The 16,008-nt window shown below is 69.1% G+C and carries 11 protein-coding genes; 8 read left to right on the top strand and 3 right to left on the bottom strand.

From position 1 onward, the window contains the following. Nucleotides 1-130: 130 nt before the first annotated feature. Nucleotides 131-1,027, bottom strand: coding sequence for a LysR substrate-binding domain-containing protein (locus AC07XP_RS13660; protein ID WP_062479122.1), 897 nt, complete (start codon nucleotides 1,025-1,027; stop codon nucleotides 131-133). Nucleotides 1,028-1,186: 159 nt separating this feature from the next. Here AC07XP_RS13660 and AC07XP_RS13655 point away from each other — a divergent pair, with 159 nt between their 5' ends. Both AC07XP_RS13655 and AC07XP_RS13650 read left to right on the top strand, forming a co-directional pair. Next, nucleotides 1,187-2,164: a Bug family tripartite tricarboxylate transporter substrate binding protein gene (locus tag AC07XP_RS13655; protein ID WP_495264963.1), complete on the top strand. Its 978-nt coding sequence runs from the start codon at nucleotides 1,187-1,189 to the stop codon at nucleotides 2,162-2,164. Between the two features lie 45 nt (nucleotides 2,165-2,209). Continuing rightward, the gene (locus AC07XP_RS13650) at nucleotides 2,210-3,607 is read left to right on the top strand and encodes an amidase family protein (RefSeq protein WP_495264962.1); all 1,398 of its coding nucleotides are present in this window, start codon (nucleotides 2,210-2,212) and stop codon (nucleotides 3,605-3,607) included. A 16-nt stretch (nucleotides 3,608-3,623) separates the two neighbouring features. Here the strand turns inward: AC07XP_RS13650 and hemL are convergent, their stop codons facing one another. Together hemL and thiD are read right to left on the bottom strand one after the other, a co-directional pair. After that, on the bottom strand, nucleotides 3,624-4,904 hold the full coding sequence (gene hemL, locus AC07XP_RS13645) for a glutamate-1-semialdehyde 2,1-aminomutase (protein ID WP_495264961.1): 1,281 nt from the start codon (nucleotides 4,902-4,904) through the stop codon (nucleotides 3,624-3,626). After that, on the bottom strand, nucleotides 4,904-5,869 hold the full coding sequence (gene thiD, locus AC07XP_RS13640; protein WP_390348600.1) for a bifunctional hydroxymethylpyrimidine kinase/phosphomethylpyrimidine kinase: 966 nt from the start codon (nucleotides 5,867-5,869) through the stop codon (nucleotides 4,904-4,906). The genes hemL and thiD overlap by 1 nt, the downstream gene beginning before the upstream one ends. A 111-nt stretch (nucleotides 5,870-5,980) precedes the next feature. On the opposite strand from thiD, the gene AC07XP_RS13635 reads away from it, so the two are divergent. The 6 genes from AC07XP_RS13635 (at nucleotide 5,981) to AC07XP_RS13610 (ending at nucleotide 15,992) form a co-directional block, all read left to right on the top strand. After that, entirely contained in the window at nucleotides 5,981-6,151 is a 171-nt protein-coding gene (locus tag AC07XP_RS13635; RefSeq protein ID WP_007838397.1) for a rubredoxin, read from the top strand. Nucleotides 6,152-6,232: 81 nt separating this feature from the next. Next, nucleotides 6,233-6,631, top strand: coding sequence for a response regulator (locus tag AC07XP_RS13630; RefSeq protein ID WP_021012487.1), 399 nt, complete (start codon nucleotides 6,233-6,235; stop codon nucleotides 6,629-6,631). Continuing rightward, a complete protein-coding gene (locus tag AC07XP_RS13625) occupies nucleotides 6,631-6,996 on the top strand; it encodes a response regulator (RefSeq protein ID WP_062479114.1) in 366 nt (121 codons plus the stop codon). Before AC07XP_RS13630 ends, AC07XP_RS13625 begins: the two co-directional genes overlap by 1 nt. A 19-nt stretch (nucleotides 6,997-7,015) precedes the next feature. After that, nucleotides 7,016-7,549: a chemotaxis protein CheW gene (locus AC07XP_RS13620; RefSeq protein ID WP_062479111.1), complete on the top strand. Its 534-nt coding sequence runs from the start codon at nucleotides 7,016-7,018 to the stop codon at nucleotides 7,547-7,549. Between the two features lie 42 nt (nucleotides 7,550-7,591). Further along, nucleotides 7,592-9,919: a methyl-accepting chemotaxis protein gene (locus tag AC07XP_RS13615; protein WP_095948039.1), complete on the top strand. Its 2,328-nt coding sequence runs from the start codon at nucleotides 7,592-7,594 to the stop codon at nucleotides 9,917-9,919. 31 nt (nucleotides 9,920-9,950) lie between these two features. Further along, on the top strand, nucleotides 9,951-15,992 hold the full coding sequence (locus tag AC07XP_RS13610) for a hybrid sensor histidine kinase/response regulator (RefSeq protein ID WP_495264960.1): 6,042 nt from the start codon (nucleotides 9,951-9,953) through the stop codon (nucleotides 15,990-15,992). Nucleotides 15,993-16,008: the final 16 nt, after the last annotated feature.

Below are 16,008 nucleotides of genomic sequence, written 5' to 3'. Positions count from 1 at the left end.
GAAATTGGTCTGTCTCGCGGCTTCGATGGTGGCTGCGATGACGGCTTCCCTTGGGTCTGCGCGCGGGGGGCACGGCCCCGCGAACGCCGGCGCAATATACACGCGGCCATCGCGAAAACGATGACATCGCTCAGGCGGGCCGCGCCAGGTACTTGCGAAACAGCTCGGCCAGCCGCAGCGCCGCCAGCGACAGCGGCTTGCCGCGCGGCGAGACGATGCCCAGCTCCAGAGGCGGCACCGGCATCGCGAGCGGCACGCGCTCCACCAGGTCGGCATACGGCGGCATCGTGAGCATGCCGGCCGGCCCGACCATCAGCGCGTCGCTGCGCGTGAGCAGGCCCCAGCTCACGCCGAACGACGCCACCTCGATGCGGTGCTCGGGCAGCGGCAGGCCCTGCGCGGCGTACTGTTCGAGCAAGAAGGTGTGCTGGCTGCCGGGCGCCAGGTGCATCAGCCATTCGGCGCCCGCCACTTCTTCCCATCGGGTGGCGCGGTTCAGCGGATGGCCGCGCCGGCAGAGCACCGCCATCTCGATCATGTCGAGCCGTTCGAACGCGAAGTCGGCATCGAGCGCCGCGGCCACCGGGCCGGCCACCGCGAAGTCGATCGTGCCTTCGCGCAGCAGCGGCAGCACCTGGGGAATCAGGCCATCGAAGAGCTTGAGCTGCGCATGCGGCATCGCCTTGCGGAAGGCGCGCACCACCTCGGGCAGCACGCCCAGGAACACCATCGGCGTCACGGCGACGGCCACGCGCCCGTGCTGGCTGCCCTGCAGGATGCGGATGTCCTGGCGCGCGAGTTCGAGCTGCTGGTGCGCCAGCCGCGCGCGCACGGTGAGCTGGCGGCCGCACTCGGTGAACTCGATGCCGCGCGAGCTGCGCAGCACCAGTTGGGCATCGACCTCGGCCTCGAGTTCGCGGATCGCCTTGGTCACTGCCGCCTGGCTCAGGTGCAGGCTGCGCGCGGCGGCGCGGATGCTGCCGGTGTCGGCCAGCCGCAGCCAGGCCTTGAGCTGGTGGTCCTTCATGCGGCGCATTCTGCCGCCCGGCGCCACCGGGTGATCCCCAGACAAACGCAGGTTGTCATCGCGACAAGCGATTGTCTTTTCCGGCGCGCGGCCGATTTCTAGACTTTGCGCACCGGTCGTCTCATGGTGAGCGGCGGGACTCTCACAGGAGATCGCTTCGTGCCTGCACTGTCATTCGCGTGGACCCGCCGCACCGTCCTGGCCGGACTGGCCGCCGTTGCCCTGGGCGCCTCGGCCCAGTTTCCCGAGCGCCCGTTGAAATTCATCGTGCCCTACGCCGCCGGGTCGGGCGTGGACGTCGCGGTGCGGCCGGTGGCCGACGCCATGGGGCGCGAGTTGGGCCAGGCCCTGGCGGTGGACAACCGCCCCAGCGCCGGCGGCATCGTCGGCACGCAGGCGCTGGCCACCTCCGCGCCCGACGGCTACACGGTCGGCTACGGCAACCTCGTCACGCTGAGCATCAACCCGGCCTTCTTCTCGAAGCTGCCCTACGCGCCCGAGAAAGACCTGGTGCCGGTCGGCCTGATCTCGAGCAACGCCTACGTGCTGATCGTGCGCAAGGACCTGCCGGTGCGCAACCTGCAGGAGCTCATCGCCTACGGGCGCGAGCATCCCGGCAAGCTCTCGGCCGGCTCGCCCGGCATCGGCAGCGCAGGCCACCTGACCGGCGAACTGCTGAAGGCCGAGACCGGGCTGACGATGGTGCAGGTGCCCTACAAGACCGGCACCCAGGCGGTCGGCGACATGGTCAACGGCCAGCTCGACGTGACCATCGAGAACATCTCGGCGGTGCTCCCGTTCATCCAGCAGGGCCGGGTCAAGGCGATCGCCGTGACCAGCGCGAAGCGCGCCGGCGTGCTGCCCGAGGTGGCGACGGTGGCCGAGAGCGGCGTGCCCGGTTTCGAGGTGGTGGCCTGGGGCGCGCTGATGGCGCCGGCGGGCACGCCGCGCAAGATGGTCGACCGGCTCAACACCGCGTTGCGCGCCGCGCTCGCCGACCCGGCCGTGGTGCGCGCCAACGCCGCGCTGTCGATCGAGGCATTGCCTTCGAGTCCCGAGGAGCTCAGCGCGCTGATGAAGCGCGAGAAGCCGCGCTGGGCCGACGCCGTGCGGCGCGCGGGCGTCAAGGGTGACTGACGCACGGCGGTCCGATCGATTTCATTTTTCTCAAGGAGACAACGCATGCAACTCTGGCAACTGGAAGCCGCCGACCTGGCGCAGCGCATCAAGGCGCGCGAGGTCTCGTGCGTCGAGGCGGTGCGCAGCAGCCTGGCGCGGCTGGAGGCCGTCAACCCGCGGGTGAACGCCGTGGTCGACGGCTGCGCGGATGAGGCCCTCGGCGCGGCGGCGCAGGCCGATGCCGTGCTCGCGCAGGGCGAGGCGACCGGGCCGCTGCATGGCGTGCCGGTCACCATCAAGGTCAATGTCGACCAGCGCGGGCATGCAACCACCAACGGCGTGGAGGCCTACCGCAGCGTCGTGGCGACGGACGACAGCCCCGTGGTGGCGAACCTGCAGCGCGCCGGCGCGATCGTGGTCGGCCGCACCAACACGCCCGCGTTCTCGATGCGCTGGTTCACCGACAACGCAGCGCACGGGCGCACGCTGAATCCGCACGACGCCGCGGTCACGCCGGGCGGTTCGAGCGGCGGCGCGGCGGCGGCGGTCGCGGTCGGCATCGGCGCCATCGCCCACGGCAACGACCAGGGCGGATCGATCCGCTACCCGGCCTATGCCTGCGGCGTGTACGGCCTGCGCCCGAGCTTCGGGCGCGTGCCGGCCTTCAATCCCTCAGGCGGGAGCGAGCGGCCGATGGTGGTCCAGCTCACGTCGGTGCAAGGGCCGCTGGCGCGCAGCGTGCGCGACCTGCGGCTGGCCTTTGCCGCGATGGCGCAGCGCGATGTGCGCGACCCGTGGTGGGCGCCTGCGCCGTTGGAGGCCGCGTCGACCGGGCCGGTCAGCGTCGCGCTGTGCACCGAGCTGCCCGGCTACGCCTGCGACCCCGAGGTCGCCGATGCGTTGCAGCGCGCCGCGCGCCGCCTGGAGAGTGCCGGCTACCGCGTCGAGCCTGCGCAGCCGCCGCGCCTGCGCGAGACGGCCGACCTCTGGCTGTCATTGACGATGGCCGACAGCCGGCTGTTGGTGGAAGAGGCGCTCATGCGCGACGGCGACGACACCATCCGCCAGGCCTACCGCGCCATGGATGCGCACGCGCCGCAGTTCGACACAGCAAGCTACATGCGCGCCCTGGCTGCGCGCACGGGCCTGATGCGTGAATGGGCGCTGTTCCTTCAACGACATCCGCTGCTGCTGATGCCCGTGTCGTGGCGCCATCCGTTCCCGGTCGATGCCGACCAGCGCGGCAGCGCCGCGATGCGGGAGATTCTGGATGCGCAGAGCCCGCTGCTGTCCACCGCGATCCTGGGGTTGCCGGGGCTGTCGGTGCCGATGGGGCTGCGCCACGGGCTGCCCACGGGCGTGCAGCTCGTGAGCGACCGCTTCCGGGAAGACCTGTGCCTGGCCGCGGCAGAGGTGCTCGAAGCCGAGGCCGGGCCGGTGGCGGCGGTCGACCCCGCCTGAGCGGGGAGGGCGCGCGTCAGCGCTTGCGGAAGATGTCGCGCGCCGCCGCGATGGTGGCCGCGATGTCGTCCTCGCTGTGCGCGGCGCTCACGAAACCTGCTTCATAGAGCGCCGGCGCGATGTACACGCCGCGGTCGAGCAGGCCGTGGAACAGCGCGTTGAACTGGGCGTTGTCGGTGGTCATCACCGTTGCGTAGTTCTGCGGCAGCTCGTTCATCAGGAAGAAGCCGAACATGCCGCCTTCGCTGTCGGCGTTGAAGGGCTGGCCCTCGGCGGCCGCGGCGGCCTTCAGGCCGTCGACCAGTGTGCGGGTCTTCTTGGCCAGTGCTTCGTAGAAGCCGGGCTTCGAGATTTCCTTCAGCGTGGCCAGGCCGCAGGCGGTGGCCACCGGGTTGCCCGAGAGCGTGCCGGCCTGGTAGACCGGGCCCAGCGGCGCGAGCTGTTCCATGATGGCGCGCGGGCCGCCGAAGGCCGCCAGCGGCATGCCGCCGCCAATGACCTTGCCGAGCACCGTGAGGTCGGGCGTGATGCCCAGCACGCCTTGCGCGCCGTGCAGGCCGACACGGAAGCCCGTCATCACCTCGTCGAAGATCAGCAGCGCGCCGTGCTGCGTGCACAACTCGCGGCAGCGCTTGGCGAAAGCGGGCGTGGCGCGCACGAAGTTCATGTTGCCGGCGATCGCCTCGATCATCAGGCAGGCGATGTCCTTGCCGTGCAGCGCGAAGGCTTCTTCGAGCTGCTGCAGGTTGTTGTACTCGAGCACCAGCGTGTGCTGCACCACCTCGGGCGGCACGCCGGCCGAGGTCGGGTTGCCGAAGGTGGCCAGGCCGGAACCGGCCTTCACCAGCAGCGCGTCGGCATGGCCGTGGTAGCAGCCTTCGAACTTGACGATGGTCTTGCGGCCGGTGGCGCCGCGCGCCAGGCGCAGCGCGCTCATCGCGGCTTCGGTGCCCGAGCTCACGAGGCGCACCATTTCCATCGACGGCACCAGGGCCAGGATGGCTTCGGCGAGTTCGATCTCGCGCTCGGTCGGCGCGCCGTACGAGAAGCCTTCGAGCACGGCCTTCTGCACCGCCTCGACCACGGCGGCGTGGCCGTGGCCCAGGATCATCGGGCCCCAGGAGCCGATGTAGTCGATGTAACGCTTGTCGTTGGCGTCCCAGAAATAGGCGCCTTGCGCGCGCTGGATGAAACGGGGCGTGCCGCCGACGGCCTTGAAGGCGCGCACGGGCGAGTTCACGCCGCCGGGGATCACGGCGCGGGCGCGCTCGAAAAGAAGGTCGTTCTGGTCAGTCATCAGTGTCGCGTGTCGTGCGGGGGTAAAGCGAAATCGGGAGGGGTGTCGGGCGCGTCGTCATCGTCTTCGTCGTCCTCAGGCTCGGCCCAGAACAGGCGGTCGGGCAGCACGTGGCCCATGCCGGGGCGGAAGCCCGCGTCGAGGCAGCGGTCCATGTAAGCGAGCGCTTCGGTCGTGGCGGCCACGAGGTCGGTGCCGCTGGCCAGCAGGGCGGCGAGCGCGGCCGAGAGCGTGTCGCCGGCACCGGCGAAGACGGCTTCGAGCCGTTCGTACTTCTCGCTGGCCAGCACCGACTGCGGCGAGGCCAGCACGTTGTCGATGAACTGGTCGGGCAGCACCATGCCGGTCACCAATGTGTAAGGCACGCCGAACTCGCCGGCGGCCTTGGCGATGTCGCGCGCGCCGGGCGGGCGCTCGCCGCTCCAGTCGGGCAGCAGCCAGCGCCACAGCGTGCTGTGGTTTCCAACCAACACCGTGGTCTGGGGCAGCACGAGGTCGCGGAAAGCGTCGAGATAGGCCTCGATGAGGTTCTCGTCCCACCACGACAGGTTGGGCATGTAGGCCACCACGGGCACGTCCGGGTAGTCGGCGGCGGTCTCGGCGATGGTGCTCAGCGCCTCGGGGGTGCCGGCAAAACCCACCTTGATCAGCTGGACCTCGACGTCTTCCAGGATGGCGCGCGCCTGCTCGGCCACGGCCTCTTCCTCGAAGGCGAAGTGGTCGAAGATCTCGGCCGTGTCGCGCGCGTAGGCGCCCGTCACCACCGGCAGGATGTGAGCGCCCACCGATCCCATGGCCAGGGCGTCGGCGCCCAGGCCGCCCGCGCCGCTCGGATCGCTGGCATTGAACACCAGCACGCAGGGGGGATTCAGGTCGCGTTCGCTCAGCGCCTCGTCGTCCTGCGAGGGGTCGTTAAGATTGCCCGGGTTACGGGCGTTCTCGTCTGGATGTAAGTAGATGGTCATACGCCTAGCGAAATCCCCTGGATGGTGGCATAGGCGCGACGTTTACGGTCTGCCAGTGAGATACGCATAGATACACTCGTTGCATTTAATGAACAAGGACTTTAAGCTCCGATGAACACGAAAACTTGGATGTGCCTGATTTGTGGGTGGATCTATGACGAAGCGGTTGGTGTACCGGAAGACGGCATCGCGGCAGGCACGGCCTGGGCCGATGTGCCGATGAACTGGACCTGTCCTGAGTGCGGTGCGCGCAAGGAAGACTTCGAAATGGTTGAGATCTGACAAGCATGGCATAGGGCTACGCGATCTGCGTCGATGTTCGGCGCGGCGGGCATCCAAGTCTCATGAGCAGGAGCGTTTGCAATGGGCCCGAATGGATCTGGTTACAAGGTGCTGGTCATCGATGACAGCAACACCATCCGGCGCAGTGCCGAGATTTTTCTGAAGCAGGGTGGGCACGAGGTTCTTCTCGCGGAAGACGGCTTCGACGCGCTCTCCAAGGTTAACGACCACAAGCCTCACCTGATTTTCTGCGACATCCTGATGCCTCGCCTCGACGGCTATCAGACCTGCGCCATCATCAAGCGCAACGCGCATTTCTCCAATGTCCCGGTCGTCATGCTGTCTTCGAAAGATGGCGTATTCGACAAGGCCCGCGGCCGCATGGTCGGGTCCCAGGACTATCTCACCAAGCCATTCACCAAAGACCAGCTGCTGCAGGCCGTGCAGCAGTTTGGCATTGTTCAACAGGAAGTGCAGTAATGCCCATTCGAAAAATCCTCGTCGTCGACGACTCCAAGACGGAACTGGTGTTCCTGACCGACCTCCTCCAGAAGAACGGTTTCTCCGTGAAGACGGCCGAAAACGCCGACGACGCGATGCGCCGCCTCGAGGAAGACCACCCCGACCTGATCCTCATGGACGTGGTCATGCCCGGCCAGAACGGCTTCCAGCTCACGCGCGCCATCGCCCGCGACCCGAAGTACGCCGCCATTCCGATCATCCTGTGCACCAGCAAGAACCAGGAAACCGATCGTGTCTGGGGCATGCGCCAGGGCGCACGCGACTACATCGTGAAGCCGGTCAACGCGGCCGATCTGATGTCCAAGATCAGCGCGCTCGCCTGAGCGGGAACCTGCGCACTCCATGGCGAATCGCGACGCGCTGCGCGCCTTCCAGTCCCGGCTTGCGAGCCGCCTCCAGGCCGCGCGCACCACGGGCGTGGCCGCGAGCTGGCTGGCGGTCGAGGCGGGTGAGGGCAAGTACCTCTTTCCGCTGGCGCACGCCGGCGAAATCTTTCCCTGGACGCCGCCCCAGCCCGTGCCCTACACGGAGCCCTGGTTCCTCGGCGTCGCCAACCTGCGCGGCGGCCTGTACGGCGTCGTGCAGCTGTCGGCGTTTGCGTCCGGTGCGCCGGGCGCCCCCGCCGCCACCGAGGCGGCACGCATCCAATCGCGGCTCGTGGCATTCAACGAGCTGCTCGAAGTCAACTGCGCTTTGCTGGTCGATCGACTGGCGGGGTTGCGGGGTGCGGAGGCCTTCACGGCCGCTGACGCCCCGGGCGCAGAGGCCCCGGCCTGGCACGGGCATCTGTACACCGACGCAGCAGGAGAGCGCTGGCAGGAAGTCAACCTGCAGGCGCTTTCGCAGCAACCCCAGTTTTTGAGTATTGGTGCGTAGTGCTTCGGCACATGGCACTGGCAACCACCTGAAGGACCGACCGTGAGCTCGATCGCCGACAAGTTCAAGAAATTACTCCCCGCGACCAACGGGAACGACAAGGCCCGCGTCGACGGCTCCGGTTCGATATCGCTCGACGATGTCGACACGGTTCAGGTTCCGGACGAAAAAACGATCCGCCTCGCCAAGAAGGGCGAGGGGGCATCCGCCGCCACAGCCGACACCGGCTTCGGCGGCATCGACGCGCTGGGCGATCCGGCGTCCGTCGAGGCCGCCAACGCGGCCACGCTCGAAGCGGTTCCGCTGGCCCCCGCCGCGGGCGGCGGCATGGGCGCCAACCCCGCCAAGCAGCAGCGCGTGCTGGCCATCATGCTGGCCATCGTGGTGCTGGCGCTGTTGCTGGTGGCCGGCTCCGCCATCCTTCGCGCGGAACGCCTGGCGCAGCAGGTGGCGGCCACCGGCCAGTCGCTGATGCAGTCGCAGCGCCTGGCCAAGTCGATCTCGCAGGCCCTCGTCGGCAGCGCCTCGGCGTTCGTCGAAGTGAAGGACAGCGCCGACGACCTCTCGCGCCGCGTGCAGGGCCTGACCAACGGCGACGACGCCTTGCGCCTGGAAGCCGTCGGCAACCAGTACGACGAGGAGATGAACAAGATCAACCCGCTGGTCGCCCGCGCCGACACCAGCGCCAAGGCCGTGCTGGCCCAGCGCCAGATCTTGACGCAGGTGGGCGCCGCCTTGCGCGACATCAACCAGCAGTCGTCCACGCTGCTCGAAATGACGGAAACCGTCGCGTCGCTGAAGATGCAGCAGAACGCCACGCTGCCCGAGATCTCGGCCGCCGGCCAGCTCGTGATGCTGACGCAGCGCATCGGCAAGTCGACCAACGAGTTCTTCACGGTCGAGGGTGTGAACCCCGACGCCGTGTTCCTGCTGGGCAAGGACCTGAACACCTTCCAGGAAACCACCCGCGGCCTGCTCGACGGCAACGCGCAGCAGCGCTTCCCCGGCTCGAAAGACCCGCAGACGCGCCAGCAGCTCGAAGCCATCCTGAAGACCTACGAGCAGATGCGCACGCAGGCCTCGGCCATTCTGGGCAACCTGCAGGGCCTGGTGGCCGCGCGCGAAGCGCAGGCGTCCATCCTGACCGACAGCGAACCGCTGCGTAAGTCGCTGGGCGAACTGCAAGAGAAGCTCTCGGCACGCACCGGCCTGGGCGCCGGCACCATCGTGCTGCTGTTCGTGCTGTCGCTGGCCGCCCTGGCTCTGGCCGGCGCCATCGGTTTCGTGCAGGTGCGCGAAGGCCGCGAACGTGCCGCCGTCGCCGAACGCGAGCGTCTGGCTGCCGAGCAGGCATCGGAAGAAGCCGGCCGCGTGAACAACGCCAACCAGGCCGCCATTCTTCGCCTGATGAACGAACTGCAGACAGTGGCCGAAGGCGACCTGACGCAGGAAGCGACCGTGACCGAGGACATCACCGGCGCCATCGCCGACTCGGTGAACTACACGGTGGAAGAACTGCGTTTGCTGGTGGGCAACGTGCAGAACACGGCAACCCGCGTGGCGCAGACGACGTCGCAGGTGGAAAACACCTCGACCGAACTGCTCGCCGCCTCGACCGAACAGCTGCGCGAAATTCGCGAAACCGGCCAGTCGGTGCTGACCATGGCCGAGCGAATCAACGGCGTGTCCTCGCAAGCGCAAGAGTCCGCCACGGTGGCGCGCCAGTCGCTGCAAGCCGCATCGTCGGGCCTGCAGGCCGTGCAGAACGCCATCGGCGGTATGAACTCCATCCGCGACCAGATCCAGGAAACCTCCAAGCGGATCAAACGCCTGGGCGAATCGTCGCAAGAGATTGGCGAAATCACCGAGCTGATCTCGGACATTACCGAACAGACCAACGTGCTGGCCCTGAACGCCGCCATTCAAGCGGCATCCGCCGGTGAAGCCGGCCGCGGCTTCTCGGTGGTGGCGGAAGAAGTTCAGCGACTGGCCGAACGCTCCGCAGACGCCACGCGCCAGATCTCGGCGCTGGTGAAGGCGATTCAGACCGACACGCAGGACGCGGTGGGCGCCATGGAGCGCTCCACGCAGGGTGTGGTCGAAGGGGCCAAGCTGTCCGACAACGCGGGCACCGCGCTGTCCGAGATCGACCGCGTGTCGCGCCGACTCGCTGACCTCATCGAGCAGATTTCGCAGTCCGCCTCCCGCGAAGCCGATTCGGCCAACGTGGTGGCCGCCAACATCCAGCACATTTTTGCGGTGACGGAACAGACCGGAGAAGGCACGCGGACCACGGCCCAGCAGGTGCGCGAGCTCTCGCAGATGGCCGAAGAACTGCGTCGCTCGGTGGCCCGTTTCAAGATCGCGTGACAACAGATAGATAAGAACGGCGAGCAACCACGTGTCGATTCAAACCCCTGCCACGGCCCCCCTTGCCGGCAACATGCCGGCCACCGAAGACCTCGGGCCGCTGGCCTGGGTGCTGGGAGAAATCCAGAAGTCCCTCGACGGTGTCGGCAAGTCGCTGCGGCGTTTCGTGCGCGACGTGGGCAGTGCCACGGAGCCCGAGAGCGGTCCGCTGCAGATGGCCCGCCAGCAACTGCACCAGGCCGTCGGCGCGCTGCAGATGGTCGGCCACAGCTCGCCCGCGCTGGTGCTGGGCACCATCGAATTCGCGGTGCAGGGCTTCATCGCCGAACCGCAGCGCTGCACCGAGAGTGCCGTGCACAAGATCGAGCGTGCCGGCTTCGCCGTCACCGATTTCCTCAGCGCACTGCTGGCCGGCAAGGCCGTGTCGTCGGTGGCGCTGTTTCCGCAGTACCGCGACGTGCTGGAGCTGGGCGGCAATGAGCGCGTCCATCCGGCGGACCTGTGGAGCACCGCCTGGCGCTGGGTCGAGGTCAAGCCGGCCCTCACGCAAGCCGCGCTCGCTTATGACCCGGCCGTGCGTTCGCGGCTCGACCGCGAGGTGCTGCAACTGGTCAAGAGCGGCGATGCGCAGGCCGCGCGACGACTGCATGCGCTGTGCCTGGGGCTCGGGCGCGGTGCGCTGCTGCCGCGCGTCGCGAGCTTCTGGACGCTGGCCGCGGGCTTCTTCGAAGCCCTTGCGCTGGGCCTGATTCCCGCCGACACCTACGTCAAGCGCGCCGCCTCGCGCGTGCTGCTGCAGTACGCCACGCTGGCGCGCGGCGACAGCGTCGTATCTGATCGCCTCGGCCAGGACCTGCTCTTCTTCTGCGCCCAGGCCGTGCCCGGCGCGCAGGACGACGCCGCCACGCTGCGCACCGTGCGCAGCGCCTGGGGCGTGACGCAGGAGCCGCGCGTCGACTACACCGTGGTGCAGTTCGGCCGCTTCGACCCGCTGGTGCTCTCGCAGGCGCGCAAGCGCATCGAGACCGCCAAGGAAATGTGGTCGGCGCTCTCGGGCGGCGACATCACGCGCACGCGGCAGGTGGCCGACACCTTCGCGCAACTCGGCGAATCGCTGCTGAAGCTGCATCCGCCGAGCCAGCCGATGGTGCAGGCGCTGACGCACGCCGTGGACGCCTCGGTGCGTTCCGGCCAGCCGCCCGACACCGAACTGGCGATGGAAGTCGCCACCTCGGTGCTGTACCTCGAAGCCGCACTCGAAGACCTCGACCCCAGCGACCCGCAGCTCACGGCCCGCACGCTGCAGCTGGCCGGCCGCATCGAACGCGTGCGCGACGGCGGCCGTTCCGAGCCGCTCGAGCCGTGGATGGAGGACCTGTACCGCCGCGTCAGCGACCGCCAGACCATGGGCACCGTGGTCGACGAGCTGCGCAGCCACCTGAGCGAACTCGAGAAGTCGCTCGACCAGTATTTCCGCCGCCCGGCCGAAAAGCCGCTGCTGCGCACCGTGCCCACGCAGCTCATGCAGATGCGCGGCGTGTTCTCGGTGCTGGGGCTCGAGCAGGCTGCGCACACCGTGCAACGCATGCGCGACGACGTCGAGCAGATGCTGCAGGTCAGCCGTTCGCCCGTCGAGGAAATGGCCACCTTCGACGCGCTCGGCAACAACCTGGGCGCGCTCGGTTTCCTCATCGACATGCTGGGCTACCAGCCCGCACTGGCCAAGCGCCTGTTCGTGTTCGACGCCGAAGCGGGCGAACTCAAGCCGCTGATGGGCCGCCAGGCCATCGATGCCGCGGCCCCGGCCGAAGGCGCTGCCGCGCCGGCCGCCGAGCCCGTGCTCAGCATCGAGGAAGTCGACGCACAGATCGCCTCCAAGCTCGCCGCGCTGGCCACGCCCAACCGCAAGACCAAGCCGTCGCCGCTGGAGGAATTCAGCCGCAAGGCCGAGAGCTGGACCACCAAGATCACGGGCCCGTCGGCGCTGCCCGACACCGAGGTCACCGAGCTCGAAGAAGACGACCTGCAGAACATCTTCCTGGACGAAGCCCGCGAAGTGGTGGGCAACGGCCTGGCTGCCATCGCCGCGCTCGGCAACCGTCCCGGCGACACCGAAGAACTCACCATCCTGCGCCGTGCGTTCCACACGCTCAAGGGCAGCTCGCGCATGGTCGGCCTCACCGACTTCGGCGACGCCGCCTGGTCGCTCGAGCAGGTGCTCAACACCTGGCTCGCCGATCAGCGCGACGCCACGCCCGAGCTGCTGTCGAGCACCGAGCGCATGCTGCGCGATTTCAGCCAGTGGGTCGAAGCCATCGCCGCCGGCGATGCAGGCACCTGGCACTCGGCACCGTTCAGCCGCGTGGCCAATGCGCTGCTGGCCGGCGAGCCCGTGCCTGCACCGGTGCGCGTGGCCGACGCCGAAGCGCTCGCGGTGGCCGCGCGCCACATCGCCGCGGAGCCCGCGCCGATCGCGCTGCCGGAGCTGCCTGAGCTCCCCGACCTGTCGCTGACGCCGCAAGATGTCGCAGCCCCTGACGCCACGTTGGACTTCTCCGATTGGCAGCAGGCGCAAGAAGCGCCACACGCACCGACCAAGCCTGTCACACCCGAGCCCGACGACGATTTCGCCTCCACCGACTTCCTCGACTTCGAAGGCAAGCAGAGCACAGCGCCCGCGCCGCTCGACGTGCTGCCCAGCGGCGACGATTTCGATTTCCTCGCGCCCCCGAAGACGCATGCACCGGCCGAGCCTGCCGTGTCGCACGCCGAGCCCGAGCCCGCCCCGGAAATCGAAGCGACGATGCCGACCGCGTCGGGCCTGCCCGATCTCGAATGGGCGCCCGAGCCGCTGCCGCTGGCTGCCGCAGAGCCTGTCGCCGAGACGGTGGCACCTGTCGAGGTCATCGAGGCCGCCGAAGAACTGCCGGCGCTGGACGTGCCGGTCGAAGAACTGCAGCCGGAGCCGGAACCTGTGTCGGCGGCCATCGAAGTCGCCCCCGAAGCCCCAGCCCCCGTTGTCGTCGAAGCGCTGCCAGCAGCCGTCGTGGCCGAGCCGGAACCCGTGTCCGAGCCCGAGCCCGAGCCCGAGCCCGTGCTGGCCGAGGCGGTCCTCGAGCCCGAGTCTTCCATCGCGCCGAGCGCCGAAGACCAGGTCAAGGTGATCGGCCCGCTGCGCATCGGCATCGCGCTGTACAACGTCTACCTCAACGAAGCCGACGAATGGTCCCGCCAACTGGCGACCGATGTCGGCGAATGGGCGCTCGAAACCCACGAGCGCCTGCCCGACTCGACCATCGCGCTGGCCCACTCGCTGGCCGGCAGCTCGGCCACCGTCGGCTTCCACAGCCTCTCGGGCATGGCCCGCCTGCTCGAATCGGCGCTGCAGCACCTGCAGATGCAGGGCAGCGGCACGCGCGAGCAGGGCGTGGTGCTGGTCGCCGCGGCCGACGAGCTGCGTCGCCTGCTGCACCAGTTCGCCGTCGGCTTCCTGCGCGATCCGTCCGAAGCCACGCTGCAGGCGCTGCGCGAAATCGCCGCCGCACCGATGCCGCCCGAAATCGCCGCGGCCCGCTTCGAGACGCTGCTGCCCAAGCAGGTCGTCGCCAACGACGCCTTCGCCGACGTGGTACTGGACGACAACGAAGACGCCATCGACCTGGCCGATGCGGTCGACGTCGACCTGTTCCCGATCTTCGAGGAAGAGGCTGCCGAACTGATGCCCCAGCTGGGCGAGGCGCTGCGCCAGTGGTCGCACCACCCCGACGACGCCGCGCCGCGCGCCTCGGTGCTGCGCACGCTGCACACGCTCAAGGGCAGTGCACGGCTGGCCGGCGCCATGCGCCTGGGCGAGCGCGCGCACCGCATGGAGTCCGAGATCGAACTGCTGGGCTCCCAGGGGGCGGAGCGGGCCGACATCGAGAAGCTGCTCACGCGCCTGGACACGCTGCAACACACCTTCGACGCCCTGCGCGCGGCCGACGACGCCGCCCAGGTCGAAGTGGCCCAGCTGATCGCCACCGCCAGCCCGACCGCACCCGCCATCCAGCGCGTGCAGGCGGCGCCCGAGGTGCGCGAGTCGGCGAACGACGACCAGGCCGAAGCGGCTTCCGCCGAATCTGCCGTGGAAGCTCCGTCCTCCCTGCTGCCGCGCCCCGCGCCGGCCCTGCTCGCGCCGCTGCGCGCGGCCTCGGGCCAGGCCGTGCGCATCCGCACCCAGCTGCTCGACCGCCTGGTCGCGCAGACCGGCGAGGTCATCATCACGCGCTCGCGCCTGGAGGCTGAACTCGGCCAACTGCGCGGCTCGCTCGCCGACCTCACGGGCAACCTCGACCGCCTGCGCCAGCAGCTGCGCGACATCGAAGTGCAGGCCGAAAGCCAGATGCAGTCGCGCCTGGCACAAGCCAAGGATTCGCAGCAGAGCTTCGACCCGCTCGAGTTCGACCGCTTCACCCGCGTGCAGGAACTCACGCGCATGATGGCCGAGTCGGTGAACGACGTGGCCACCGTGCAGCGCACGCTGCAGAAGACCGTGCAGGCCACGGAAGACGACCTGAGCGTGCAGGCACGCCAGACGCGCGAACTGCAGCGCGGCCTGCTGCGCACGCGCATGGTGGAGTTCGAAGGCATCTCCGACCGCCTGTACCGCGTGGTGCGCCAGGCCTCGAAGGACACCGGCAAGCAGGTGCGCCTGGACATCGTCGGCGGCTCCATCGAAATGGACCGCGGCGTGCTCGACCGCATGACGCCCGCCTTCGAACACCTGCTGCGCAACTGCGTGGCGCACGGCATCGAGGATGTGGCGGCGCGCGAGAAGGCCGGCAAGGACGCCAGCGGCCTCATCGTCATCGACCTGCACCACGAAGGCAACGACGTGTCGGTGAGCTTCCGCGACGACGGCGCCGGCCTCGACCAGAAGCGCATCGCCGAACGCGCCCGCGCCCTCGGCCTGCTCGGCCCCGACCAGGACCTGTCGCCCGAAGAAGCCACCGAGCTGATCTTCAAGCCCGGCTTCTCCACCGCCGGACAGGTGTCCGAACTGGCCGGCCGCGGCATCGGCATGGACGTGGTGCGCGCGCAGATCGCCGCGCTCGGCGGCCGCATCGAAACGCACAGCACGCCGGGCCAGGGCACGACCTTCAAGCTGGTGCTGCCGCTGACCACCGCCGTGACGCACGTGGTGATGCTGCGTGCGGGCGAGGTGTCGATCGGCGTGCCGTCGAACCTCGTGGAACTCGTGCAGCGCGTGAGCGGCGCCGACCTCGAGGCCGCCTACCTGAACCACAGCTTCGCCTTCGGCAGCGAGCAGGTGCCGTTCTACTGGGCCGGTGCGCTGCTGCAGCACTCCATCCGCAGCGAGCACGCCGCCACCAAGAACAACACGCTGGTGATCGTGCGAAGCGCGGCGCAGCGCGTGGCCCTGCACGTGGACGAAGTGCTGGGCAACCAGGAAGTCGTGGTGAAGAACCTCGGCCCGCAGCTCGCGCGGCTGCCCGGCCTGGCCGGCATCTCGGTGCTGGCTTCGGGTGCGGTGGCGCTCATCTACAACCCGGTGGCGCTGGCCGCGGTGCACGGCGACCAGGCGCGTGCGCGCCAGACCGCCGCGCTGGCCGCGCCGACGCATGCCGCTTCGGTGGACACCGGCGCGCCGCAGACGCCGGCCGCCTTTGCCCCGGTGGTGCCGCAGATCCCGCTCGTGCTGGTGGTGGACGACTCCATCACCGTGCGCCGCGTCACGCAGCGCCTGCTGCAGCGCGAAGGCTATCGCGTGTCGCTTGCGGCCGACGGCCTGCAGGCGCTGGAGCGGCTGCAGCAGGAGCGCCCGGCCGTGGTGCTGTCGGACATCGAGATGCCGCGCATGGACGGCTTCGACCTGGCCCGCAACATCCGCGCCGACGTGGCCCTGGCCGAGCTGCCGATCATCATGATCACCTCGCGCATCGCCGAGAAGCACCGCGAGTACGCGCGCGACCTGGGCGTGAACCACTACCTGGGCAAGCCGTACTCGGAAGAGGAACTGCTGCGCCTGGTGCGTGCCTACACGAGCGAGCCGGCCGCGCTGGCGGTGGCCTGACCGGCCTCGGCAGCGC

This window comes from Variovorax sp. GW531-E2 (genome assembly GCF_059423125.1).
Note: the sequence above shows the minus strand (reverse complement) of the source record. Positions and strands in the feature narration are given on the sequence as shown.

Excerpts from the sequence above, each read along its gene's own strand:
- AC07XP_RS13660 (WP_062479122.1), bottom strand. The coding sequence starts at position 1,027 with ATGAAGGACCACCAGCTCAAGGCCTGGCTGCGGCTGGCCGACACCGGC.
- AC07XP_RS13650 (WP_495264962.1), top strand. The coding sequence starts at position 2,210 with ATGCAACTCTGGCAACTGGAAGCCGCCGACCTGGCGCAGCGCATCAAG.
- hemL (WP_495264961.1), bottom strand. The coding sequence starts at position 4,904 with ATGACTGACCAGAACGACCTTCTTTTCGAGCGCGCCCGCGCCGTGATC.
- thiD (WP_390348600.1), bottom strand. The coding sequence starts at position 5,869 with ATGACCATCTACTTACATCCAGACGAGAACGCCCGTAACCCGGGCAAT.
- AC07XP_RS13635 (WP_007838397.1), top strand. The coding sequence starts at position 5,981 with ATGAACACGAAAACTTGGATGTGCCTGATTTGTGGGTGGATCTATGAC.
- AC07XP_RS13630 (WP_021012487.1), top strand. The coding sequence starts at position 6,233 with ATGGGCCCGAATGGATCTGGTTACAAGGTGCTGGTCATCGATGACAGC.
- AC07XP_RS13625 (WP_062479114.1), top strand. The coding sequence starts at position 6,631 with ATGCCCATTCGAAAAATCCTCGTCGTCGACGACTCCAAGACGGAACTG.
- AC07XP_RS13620 (WP_062479111.1), top strand. The coding sequence starts at position 7,016 with ATGGCGAATCGCGACGCGCTGCGCGCCTTCCAGTCCCGGCTTGCGAGC.